Genomic DNA, 11,054 nt, shown 5'->3' on the forward strand with positions numbered 1-11,054 from the left:
CTCCAGCTTGCTGACCAGCGTGGGCGCATAGGCGCCCAGTTCGCTGTCGAAGCTGGTCTCGCGCCCTTCGCGCTTGGCCACCTCGCGGCCGGCGAGCCACTTCGGCACCGCCTCGGCCGGCATCGGCGGCGCGATGTAGAAGCCCTGCAGCAGGTCGCAGCGCAGCTCGCGCAGCACCTGCAGCTGCTCCTCCTCCTCCACGCCCTCCGCCACCACCTCCATGCCCAGCGCATGGCCCAGGCGCACGATGGCCTCCACCATCGCGCGGGCGGTGGCGCTGTCGGCCAGGTCGACGATGAAGCTGCGATCGATCTTCAGCTGCCGCGCCGGGATGTAGCGCAGCTGGGCCAGCGAGGAATAGCCGGTTCCGAAGTCGTCGATGGACAGGCGCACGCCCAGGGCCGCCAGGTGGCGCAGCTGGCCGCGCTCCTCCTCGTTGTTCTCCATCATCGCGGACTCGGTGATCTCGCACACCAGCAGCGTCGGGTCCAGCGCATGGCGCTGCAGCGCCTGCGAGATGCGCTCGTGCAGGTCGGCCTGGCGCAGCTGGTGCGGCGAGAGGTTGATCGCCACATGGCAGCCCAGGCCCTGGTCGCGCCAGGCGGCGAGCTGGGCGCAGGCCTGGTCGATCACCCAGTTGCCGATGGCGCCGATCATGCCGAAGCGCTCGGCCAGCGGGATGAACACCGCCGGGCTCACCGGCCCGAAGCGCGGATGCTGCCAGCGCAGCAGCGCCTCCAGCCCGCGGATGCGCCCGCGCAGGCTCTCCAGCTTGGGCTGGAACTCCAGCGCCAGCAGGCCGCGGTCCAGCGTCTCGCGCAGCGCCTGCTGCATCAAGAGCTGCTGCGTGCCGTCCTCGGCCATGCCGGCCTCGTAGAGCACGCAGGTGCCGCCGCCGATGCGCTTGGCGGTGAACATCGCCGCATCGGCGCAGGCCAGCAGCCGGTGGCCGTCGCGCTCCTGGTCCGGGTGCACGACCACGCCGATCGAGCAGGACAGCGTCACCTGCTGCTCGCCCAGCACGAAGGGCTGGCGCAGCATCTCGATGATGCGCTGGCCGCGCTTCATCGCGTCGCCGACCGCGTCGGACGACTCGATCAGCATCACGAACTCGTCGCCGCCCAGCCGCGCCAGCGTCTCGCCCTCGCGCGCCACCGTGCGCAGTCGCCGCGCCACGTCGCGCAGCACCGCATCGCCGGCGGCGTGGCCGAAGGAATCGTTGACCGGCTTGAAGCCGTCCAGGTCGATGAACATCACCGCCAGCCGGGTCGGCGAGGCGGCGTCGCGCCGCGCATGCCGCGCCAGCGCGCGCTCCAGCTTGTGGTTGAACAGCGAGCGGTTCGGCAGGCCGGACAGCGGATCCTCGAAGGCACGGCGCTGCAGCGTCTCGTTGGCGGCGCGCAGCTCCTCGTTGGCGCGGCGCAGCGAGATCGTCAGCTCGCCGGCGCGGCCCTCGGCCGCCTGCAGCGCCAGCTGGGTCTGGTGGTTGCGGATCAGGTGGCGCAGCCGGTGGCCCAGCATCGCCCAGTTGATCGGCTTGGCGATGAAGTCGGTGGCGCCGCACTCGTAGGCGCGCTCGACCGAGCCGCCGTAGTCCATGCCGGTGACCATCACGATCGGCAGCAGCTCGCCGGCCTCGCGCCGCAGCGTGGTGCAGACCTCGTAGCCGTCCATGCCGGGCATGTCCACGTCCAGCAGCACCATGTCCTGCGGCGAGGCGCGGAACAGCATCAGCGCCTCCATGCCGTTGACCGCCAGCGTCACCTCGGCGCCGAGCCGGCGCAGCAGCGCGCGCATCATGGAGCGGGTGCTGCTGTCGTCGTCGGCAAAGAGGATGCGCAGGGTCATGCGTGCTCCCTCAGGAGCGTGACCAGTTCAGCGGCGGCCCGCCGCTGCTCGGCGCGGATCGCCTCGATCAGCGCGGCCGCGCCGTCCAGGCCGCCACCGCGCGCGCCGCGTTCGAGCTCGCCGTAGCGCTCCGCCAGCGCCAGCGCGCCGACATTGCCGGCGCTGGACTTCAGCGCGTGGGCCGTGCGCGCCAGCTCGCGGGCATCGCGGCTGGCCAGCGCGGCTTCCAGGGCGGTCAGGCCGGGGTCGGCTGTCTGCAGGAAGCCTTCAAGCACCTCCCGCAGCAGCTCGCCGTCCTCGTCCAGCTCCATCAGCGTGGCGATGGCCTTGCGGTCGATCGCACCGGTGCGGGCGACCGTCGCCGTCGCCGCGGGTGCCTCCGGGGACCGGGCCTCCAGCCACGGCGCCAGCGCCGCGGCCAGCACGGCCAGGCTGAAGGGCTTGGCGACGAAGCCGTCCATGCCGGCCTCGCGGCACTGGCGCGCGTCCTCCTCGCCGGCGTTGGCGGTCAGCGCGACGATCGGCAGCTTCGCGCCCCGCGCATCCGGCAGCGCGCGGATCGCGGCGGTGGCCGCGAAGCCGTCCATCACCGGCATCTGGCAGTCCATCAGCACCGCGTCGAAGTCGTGCCGGCGCACCTGCTCCACCGCATCGGCACCGTTCTCGGCCAGGCGCCAGTCCAGGCCCAGCTTGCGCAGCATGCCCATCGCCACGCTGCGGTTGACCGGATGGTCCTCGACGAGCAGCACGGTGCCGCGCAGCCGCGTCGGCGCGCGCGCCGGCATCGACGGCAGCACGCCCGGCGTGCCCGCCGGCAGCGCCACCACGATCGTGAAGCGAGAGCCCTCGCCCGGCCGGCTCTCCACCTCGATATCGCCACCCATCAGCAGCGCCAGCTCGCGGCAGATCGCCAGGCCCAGGCCGGTGCCGCCGTAGCGGCGGGTGGTGGAGCCGTCGGCCTGGGCGAACTTCTCGAAGATCAGCGCGCGCGCTGCCTCGGGGATGCCGATGCCGCTGTCCTCGACGGCGATGCGCAGGCGCACGGCCTCGCCCTCCCGTTCCCACACGGCCCGCAGCGCGACGCCGCCGCGCTCGGTGAACTTGATCGCATTGCCCACCAGGTTGGCCACCACCTGGCGCAGCCGCAGCGGGTCGCCGCGCAGCCACAGCGGGCCGTGCGGGGTCAGCTCATGCGCCGTCAGCGCCAGGCCCTTGGCCGCGGCCGGCTGAGCGAACATCAGCCGGGCCTCCTCCAGCAGCTGGCCCAGCTCGAAGTCCACCGCCTCCAGCGTCAGCCGGCCGGCCTCGATCTTGGAGACGTCCAGCACGTCGTTGATCAGCGCCAGCAGGTGGCGGCCCGAGACCTGCACCGCCTCGGCCCAGCTGCGCTGCTGCTGCGACAGGCCGGTGTCCATCAGTAGCTCGTTCATGCCCAGCACGCCGTTCAGCGGCGTGCGGATCTCGTGGCTCATCGTGGCCAGGAAGGCGCTCTTGGCGCGGGCCAGCTGCTCGGCCGCGGCGCGGGCGTCCTCCAGCGCGCGCTGGGCGGCGAAGTCGCGGCGCAGCAGGTATTCGCGCGACCAGCCGACGCCGGCCGCCAGGATGAACAGGGTCACGACGTGATAGGACCAGTAGGCCGCGTCGCCCGCCAGCTCGCGGGCATGGTTCCACAGCGACCACTCGAACAGGCCCAGCATCGCGAGGCCGGCCATCAGCGCCACCCGGAACTGCACGCCCAGCACGACGAAGCAGTAGAACTGCAGGAAGATGAAGTTCAGGATGCCGACCCAGGAGCCCAGGCCGTGGCCGCCCTCGGCATCGATGCGCGCCAGCACGTCGAACAGGCACAGCGCCGCCGCCACGATGAAGCCGCCCAGCACCGGCTGCCACAGCCGCCGCGCCTGTGGCAGCAGCGTGTAGGCCAGGCCCGCCAGCAGGATCGGCACCGCCACGGTGAGCCGCAGCCAGTTCGCCGCCAGCGCGGGCCGGGCCAGCCAGTCCACCAGGAAGTCGCCGACGATCAGCAGCACGCCCAGCAGCAGCGCGGCCTGGGCATAGCGGTGATAGAAGGCCAGGTAGTGCTCGCCGAAGCGGCGCTCGAAGGCGTCGTCGGCGAACCTCAGCATCAGGCGCAGCGGCAGGCGCGGCGCCTCCAGCGCTGGCGGGGTGGAGCGGGCGGAAGAAGCAGGGTCTTGTTCCATCGTCCAGGGTTCGAGCCGACCCTGGCGATGATAGGGGAGCGCCTACCCGATCGGGCCACCGTGCATCTTCACCTAACCGCGGGAATGAGCGGTACGCGCACGCCGGGCCGGCGAGACCGGCGCCATCAGCCCGCCGGCGAGGAAGTCCACCGTGTTGCGCACGAAGCGCTCGTAGGCGCCGGCGTTGTCCGGCGTCACCGGGCCGTTGGCCTGCACCCACATCGCCAGCGCGTAGACGCCCTGGTGGTAGACCATGTCCACCCGCTCGTTGAAGACCGCCAGCGGCAGCTCCTTCAGCACGCGGCGGGCCATGCGCCGCGCGGTCTCGATGCTGCCGGTGAGCTCGGGGCTCACCAGCGCCTCGATGCTCATGTCCGGATGGAACAGCAGCTGCGAGAGGATCAGCACGAAGTCCCGGCCCCAATGCTGCTGGCGCACCGCGTCGGCCAGCACGCCGAAGGCCTCGGCCACGACCGCATGCACCTCGCCGCCCCGGCCCTCGCGGGCGAGCGCGTCCAGCCGCGCCAGGCGGTCGACGTTGAGCACCCACATGCGCCGCGCCACCATCGCCTGCAGCAGCCCGGGCCGGTCGCCGAAGTGGTAGCTGACGGCCGAGATGTTGCGCTGGCCGCTGGCCGCCACGAGATCGCGGAAGGACACCTTCTCGATGCCGTGGCGCGCGAACAGCGGCTCGGCCACATCGAGGATGTGCAGCGCGGTGGACGACAGCTCGGCGGAGGGATCGGACGACATGGTCGAAATGGTAAGTCAGCTGAATTAAACGTGAAAGGTGAAATAAGTAAAGACCCTCGATCCCGTGAAATAGTCGACGCGGTCCATCAGGCATCGGCACCTAGAATTAAGACACACGACTTAAATCCGGGTCGCCCGCAAGAGAACATGAATTCGACCCTTTCCTTCATTCGCCGCCTGAGCCTGGGCACCAAGCTCACCGCCCTCAACATCTCGCTGATCGCCCTGCTCTTCGGCGCCTTCGTGGCCGCGATCAGCTGGTCGCTGTCGCAGTCGGTACAGGCCTCGGCGCAGGACGAGATCGCCGAGAAGACGCAGCTGCTCAAGCGCCTGGTGCAGGCCTCCGACCGCGACCTGCGCGGCCGCACCGAGGCGCTGCACAAGGTCTACCTCGCCACGCTGAAGGGCCGCTTCGAGCAGGACCGGGACGGCGAGCTGAGCCTGGACGGACGCCCGGTGAAGCTGGACTTCTCGCTGGTGGACGGCTTCAGCCAGACCACCGGCTCGGTCGCGACGATCTTCGCGAAGACCGGCAGCGACGACTTCGTCCGCATCAGCACCTCGCTGAAGAACGAGAAGGGCGAGCGCGCCGTCGGCACGCTGCTGGACCGCGAGCACCCGGGCTACAAGGCGGTCACCGCCGGCGGCGTCTACGTGGGCATGGCCACGCTGTTCGGCCGCCAGTACATGACCCGCTACGAGCCGATCCGCGATGCCGCCGGCCAGACCATCGGCCTGTCCTTCGTCGGCCTGGATTTCACCGACTTCATGAACACGCTGAAGGCCACGATCCGCGAGCTGAAGATCGGCCCGAGCGGCTACTTCACCGTGCTCGACGCCAAGCCCGGCAAGAACTTCGGCAGGGCCGTCGTCCACCCGACGCTGGAGGGCCAGGACGTGCCCGAGGCCAAGGCCATGCTCGATGCCGGCGAGGGCACGCTGCGCTACGCCGCGCCGCGCGACACGCTGGCCGCCTTCACCACGCTGAAGGAGTGGAACTGGCTGATCGCCGGCAGCGGCGACGTGGCCGAGTTCACCGCCGACGTGCGCCGCCTGCGCAACCGCTACATGGCGCTGGCCGCGGCGCTGCTGGCGGCGCTGTCGGTGGCCTCGTGGGCGCTGATCCGCGGGCTGATCGTCAAGCCGATCCACGAGGTCGAGCTGGCTGCGGGCGCCATCGCCGCAGGCGACCTGACCGTGCACGTGCAGACCCCGCGCCGCGACGAGATCGGCCGCCTGGTGCGCGCCATCAACACGATCGGCACCAGCCTGGCCTCGGTGGTCGACTCGGTGCGCCGCAACTCCGAGAGCGTGGCCACCGCCAGCGCCCAGATCGCCCAGGGCAACCAGGACCTGTCCTCGCGCACCGAGAGCCAGGCCGGCGCGCTGGAGGAGACCTCGGCCGCGATGCAGCAGCTGGGCTCCACCGTCAGCGGCAACGTGGAGGCCGTGCGGCAGGCCGGCGCGCTGGCCCAGGGCGCCAGCGAGGTGGCCGGCCAGGGCGGCGAGGCGATGGGCCGCGTCGTCGAGACGATGCGCGGCATCACCACCGCCAGCAGGCGCATCGCCGAGATCACCTCGACGATCGACGCGATCGCCTTCCAGACCAACATCCTCGCCTTGAACGCCGCCGTCGAGGCAGCGCGGGCCGGCGAGCAGGGCCGCGGCTTCGCGGTGGTCGCCAGCGAGGTGCGCAGCCTGGCCGGCCGCAGCGCCGCGGCGGCCAAGGAGATCAAGGTCCTGATCGAGGACAGCGTGGGCCGCATCGAGCACGGCGGCCGCCTGGTGGACGAGGCCGGCTCGACCGTCGGCGAGGTGGTGGCGCAGATCGGCCGGCTGACGACGATCATGAGCGGCATCACCGATGCCAGCCGCGAGCAGGCCACCGGCGTGCACCAGGTCGGCGAGGCGGTGAAGCAGATGGACGAGGGCACGCAGCGCAATGCGGCGCTGGTGGAGGAGATGGCGGCCGCGGCCTCCAGCCTGGAGAGCCAGGCGATGTCGCTGGTGGCGTCGGTGGCCGCCTTCCGCCTGGCCTGAACCGGGGCGTCAGCCCGACAGCAACTGCTGCACCTTCCTGACGTCCCTGGGCCCCGCGGGGTTGAACACCACCATCGCCAGCTCGGGCCGGCCGTCCACGGCAAAGGTGGAGAAATCGAGCTGGACGACGCCGGCCCGGGGATGGTGCAGGCGCTTGGTGCCCTCGCTCATGCCGGTGACTTCCGTATCCGCCCAGAGCGCCTTGAACTCGGCGCTCGTGCGCGAAAGCTCCTCGATGAGGCGGGAGGCCTCCTCGCTCATGCCCGCCCGCGTCACGTCGGCGCGGAAGGCGCCGACCACCACGCGCGCCACCTTGTCCCAGTCCTCCTGGGCCCGGCGGACCTCGGAGCGGCCGAACATCAGGCGCAGTATGTTGCGCTCCCGGGGTTCCAGCAGCCCGTAGTCGGTGAGCAGCACGGCCGCGACGCGGTTCCAGGCAAGCACGTCCCAGGTCATCGTCTTGACGATGGCAGCGCTCGTCGCGAAGGCATCCAGCACCCGCTGGAGCCGCTGCGTGATGCCGGAGACGGCGCGGTAGCGGATCTCGGGCGGCCGGCCCAGCGCCAGCATGAACAGGTGCTGGCGTTCCAGCTCGGTGAGCATCAGGCTCTCGGCCAGCCGGTTGAGCACGGCAGCCGACGGCGCTCCGCCACGCCCCTGCTCCAGCCAGGTGTACCAGGTCGGGCTGATGTTGGCGCGCTGCGCCACTTCTTCGCGCCGCAGGCCGGGGGTGCGGCGCCGCTCCGTGGAGTAGCCGAAGGCGGTCGGGTCCAGCCGCGTGCGCCGATTGCGCAGGTAGGAGCCCAGCGGGGCAAGATCGGTCGTCATGGGTGGTGGCCGCTATAACAGGATAAGGTCACGTATTTACCAGTTTAGGCCGGCACGCTCCAATGCACCATCAATCTGATTCGGAGGTGTGACATGCGTGTATTCCTGACCGGGGCGACCGGCTTCATCGGCTCCCGCATCACCCGGCTGCTGGTCCAGGGCGGCCACGAGGTGCTGGGGCTGTGCCGGTCCGACGACAGCGCCCGCCGGCTGCGCGAAGCGGGCGCGCAGGCCCATCGCGGCACGCTTGAGGATCCAGCGAGCCTGGCCGCCGGCGCCCGTGTGGCCGACGCCGTGATCCACACGGCTTTCGACCACGACTTCTCCCGTTTCGTCGAGAACACCCGCAAGGACAGCCGCGTCATCCACGCGATGGGCGAGGCGCTGCTGGGCACCGACAAGCCCCTGCTCATCACGTCCGGCACCGGCATGGGCGGCGGCGGGCCAGGCGTGCTGGCCGTCGAGGACGTGCTGGACCTGCAGCATCCCAATCCGCGCAGCGCCTCGGAGCATGCGGCCGAAGCGCTGAGGGCGCAGGGCGTGTCCGTCGCGGTCGTCCGGCTGCCGCAGGTGCACGACACCGTCAAGCAGGGCCTGACGACGCCGCTGGTCGCCCTGGCCCGGGCCAAGGGCGTCGCCGCCTATCTCGAGGACGGCGCCAATCGCTGGCCGGCCGCGCATGTGGACGACGTGGCGCGGCTGTATGGCCTGGCCCTCGAGCACCATGCCGCGGGCGCGCGCTGGCATGCCGTCGCCGAGGAAGGCATCGCCATGCGCGAGATTGCGGAAGCGATCGCGCGCGGCCTGCGTGTGCCGGCCGTCTCCTTGAAGCGCGACGAGGCTGCCGAGCACTTCGGCTGGATGGCGGGCTTCGCGGCCATGGACATGCCGGCGTCTTCCCGACTCACCCGGGAGCGGCTGGCCTGGAACCCGACGGGGCCGACGCTGCTGGAGGACCTGGCCGCAATGGACTACTCGGCGTTCACCGCCGGCTGATCCCTCGGCAGCGCCGACGCCGCCGGCCGCCCCTCATTGCTTCGACGGCGCCGTCGACTGGGCCGTGACCACGACCGGATGGGTGGACAAGGCGCTCGCAGCCATGTCGGACCGGCCTGCCTTCAAGGCCGCGCTGTCCGACACGATGCTCACGGCTTCATTCAGCAGCACGTCGTTGGCGGAGGCCCTGGTCTTCTCCATGGCCAGGTCCTTGCTGAGCTTGCGTTCGTTGAACTGCAGGCCATCGTCCGACAGCTCGCCGCCTGCGTCCGCTCCGGCACCGGCCCGCATCGCGGCCAGGCGCGTCTCCTGGACGGCGCGTTCCTTGCGCCGCGCCGCTTCGTTGAGCGAGATCACGTTGTTCTTACGAATGTCCCGCGCCCTTGCAATGTCTTCCAGCAGGTCCTGGTACTCCCGGTCCCTCCGCACGCGGCTCTCGTGCCAGGCGAGGAGGCGGGGCAGCTGGGCCGCCACGTCGCCCACGGGCGAATAGTCGGCCGCCTTGATGCGGGTCCAGGGCAGCGGGTTGTCGAAGCTCGATTCACCGAACTGCGTGTCGTCGCCGGTGGACGGGTAGGCGATGTCCGGCGTGACGCCGCGCAGCTGCGTGGTACCGCCGTTCACCCGGAAGAACTGCGCGATGGTCATCTTCAGCTCGCCATACTCCGGCGTGGCATTCCTGGCGATCTGGTCGAGGCTGGCCACGGTCTGGACCGTGCCCTTGCCGAAGCTGGGCTCGCCGATGACCAGGCCGCGGCCGTAGTCCTGAATCGCCGCCGCGAAGATTTCCGAGGCCGAGGCCGAGGCGCGGTTGATCAGCACGGCCATCGGCCCGTTCCACGCCACCTCGGTGTTGACGTTCTTCTCCACGGTGATGCCGCCCTGGGCATTGCGCGTCTGCACCACCGGCACCTTGCCGACGAACAGGCCGGTCAGGCCGACCGCCTCCCGCAGCGAGCCGCCGCCGTTGTTGCGCAGGTCGATCAGCACGCCGTCCACCTTGCGCGCCTTCATGTCCGCAAGCAGCGCGGCCACGTCGCGCCCGGCGCTGCGGTAGTCCTTGTCGCCCTTTCTAAGCCCGTCCACGTCCTCGTAGAACGACGGCAGCGTGATCACGCCGACCAGGCGCTGGCCCTCGCCGGTCGTGACGGAATAGACCTTGGCCTTGGCCGCGCTGTCCTGGATCGTGATGGTGTTGCGGACCAGGGCCACGGTCCTGCTGGACGCATCGGGCCCGCTGTCGGCCGGCAGGATGTCCAGCCGCACCGTGGAATTCACCGTGCCGCGGATCAGCGCGACGGCGTCGTCCAGGCGCCAGCCGACGACGTCGCTCATCGGCCCGCCCGTGCCTTGGGCGACGCCCACGATGCGGTCCCCGACCTTCAGCTGCCCCGACTGGCTCGCCGGCCCGCCCGCCACCAGTTCGCGGATGGTGATGTAGCCGTCGATCTCGGTCAGCACCGCACCGATGCCGACCAGCGACAGGCGCATCGCGATGTCGAAGTTCTCCGCGGCGCGCGGACCCAGGTAGTTGGTGTGGGGCTCGATCGCCATCGTGTAGGCATTCATGAACGCCTGGAAGGCGTCCGCGCTGGCGAGCTTGCCCAGGCGCTTGGCGACGCCGTCGTAGCGCTTGTCGAGCACCTTGGCGATGGCCGCCTCGTCCTGGCCGGCGAGCTTGAGCCGCAGCCAGTCGTTCTTGATGCGCTTGCGCCAGAGCTCGCGCGCATCGGCCTCGGTGACGGGCCAGGGCTGGTCCTTGCGGTCGATCATCAGCGCCTCGTCGCGCTCGAAGTCGAATCCCTTGGCCAGCAGGCCGCGGGCGTAGCTCATCCGCTCCACGACCCGGCGCTCGTACAGGTTGAAGATCTCGAACGGCGCGCGCAGGTCCTCGCCGAGGATGGCATCGTCCAGCCGCGTGCGGTCGGCCGCGGCCAGGCGGTCCACGTCGGACTGCAGGAAGTAGAGCTTCTCGGGGTCGAGCGCCTTCAGGTACTGGTCGAAGATCCGGCTCGACAGGGCGTCATCGAGCGGGATGGCCTTGTAGTGGTAGCGCGAGAGCAGTTCCGCGGCCAGGCGGGCCGCCTTGGCCTCCTGGGCCGACGGCTGCAGCAGCGGTCCGGCAGGCGTCGAATCTGCAACCGCACCCCGTGTCGTGACCGCCAGGGCCAGCAGGATCCAAATCAGCTTTTGCTTCACTCTCACTACACCACGCATGAACGGTAATTCCCGGATACTGCCACGAGTCGCGGAAACCGCCGGCCGGGCCCGGAGAACCGGCTTCGCATGCGCGGGATACGCAGCCGCCTAGACGCTGCCGACCGACACCACCGGCCCGGTCGGCTGGCCGGTCGGCGAGCCGCCGCTGGGTTCGACGCTCACCGCGAA

General features: G+C 70.8%; 7 protein-coding genes. 2 read left to right on the forward strand and 5 right to left on the reverse strand.

The features are described from left to right. The 3 genes from B0W88_RS25380 to B0W88_RS25390 form a co-directional block, all read right to left on the reverse strand. Positions 1–1,848: bifunctional diguanylate cyclase/phosphodiesterase (locus tag B0W88_RS25380; protein WP_077037391.1), on the reverse strand; the 1,848-nt coding region annotated here is incomplete at its 3' end. Continuing rightward, a complete protein-coding gene (locus B0W88_RS25385) occupies positions 1,845–4,049 on the reverse strand; it encodes an ATP-binding protein (protein WP_077037392.1) in 2,205 nt (734 codons plus the stop codon). The genes B0W88_RS25385 and B0W88_RS25380, both read right to left, overlap by 4 nt. Before the next feature lie 72 nt (positions 4,050–4,121). Continuing rightward, positions 4,122–4,802, reverse strand: coding sequence for a helix-turn-helix domain-containing protein (locus tag B0W88_RS25390; protein WP_077037393.1), 681 nt, complete (start codon positions 4,800–4,802; stop codon positions 4,122–4,124). 147 nt (positions 4,803–4,949) lie between these two features. Here B0W88_RS25390 and B0W88_RS25395 point away from each other — a divergent pair, with 147 nt between their 5' ends. Continuing rightward, positions 4,950–6,842: a methyl-accepting chemotaxis protein gene (locus B0W88_RS25395; protein WP_077037394.1), complete on the forward strand. Its 1,893-nt coding sequence runs from the start codon at positions 4,950–4,952 to the stop codon at positions 6,840–6,842. Positions 6,843–6,851: 9 nt separating this feature from the next. Here the strand turns inward: B0W88_RS25395 and B0W88_RS25400 are convergent, their stop codons facing one another. After that, the gene (locus tag B0W88_RS25400) at positions 6,852–7,670 is read right to left on the reverse strand and encodes a helix-turn-helix transcriptional regulator (RefSeq protein ID WP_077037395.1); all 819 of its coding nucleotides are present in this window, start codon (positions 7,668–7,670) and stop codon (positions 6,852–6,854) included. A 93-nt stretch (positions 7,671–7,763) separates the two neighbouring features. Between B0W88_RS25400 and B0W88_RS25405 the strand changes: the two genes are divergently transcribed. Then, a complete protein-coding gene (locus B0W88_RS25405; RefSeq protein WP_077037396.1) occupies positions 7,764–8,666 on the forward strand; it encodes an SDR family oxidoreductase in 903 nt (300 codons plus the stop codon). Positions 8,667–8,699: 33 nt separating this feature from the next. Here the strand turns inward: B0W88_RS25405 and B0W88_RS25410 are convergent, their stop codons facing one another. Then, on the reverse strand, positions 8,700–10,865 hold the full coding sequence (locus B0W88_RS25410; RefSeq protein WP_077037397.1) for a carboxy terminal-processing peptidase: 2,166 nt from the start codon (positions 10,863–10,865) through the stop codon (positions 8,700–8,702). Positions 10,866–11,054 lie beyond the last annotated feature (189 nt).

This window comes from Pelomonas sp. KK5 (assembly GCF_001984095.1).
Taxonomy (GTDB): Bacteria; Pseudomonadota; Gammaproteobacteria; order Burkholderiales; family Burkholderiaceae_C; genus KK5.

Bases quoted from the DNA above. Each gene is read 5' to 3' on its own strand.
- B0W88_RS25385 (WP_077037392.1), bottom strand. From the start codon at position 4,049: ATGGAACAAGACCCTGCTTCTTCCGCCCGCTCCACCCCGCCAGCGCTG.
- B0W88_RS25390 (WP_077037393.1), bottom strand. From the start codon at position 4,802: ATGTCGTCCGATCCCTCCGCCGAGCTGTCGTCCACCGCGCTGCACATC.
- B0W88_RS25395 (WP_077037394.1), top strand. From the start codon at position 4,950: ATGAATTCGACCCTTTCCTTCATTCGCCGCCTGAGCCTGGGCACCAAG.
- B0W88_RS25400 (WP_077037395.1), bottom strand. From the start codon at position 7,670: ATGACGACCGATCTTGCCCCGCTGGGCTCCTACCTGCGCAATCGGCGC.
- B0W88_RS25405 (WP_077037396.1), top strand. From the start codon at position 7,764: ATGCGTGTATTCCTGACCGGGGCGACCGGCTTCATCGGCTCCCGCATC.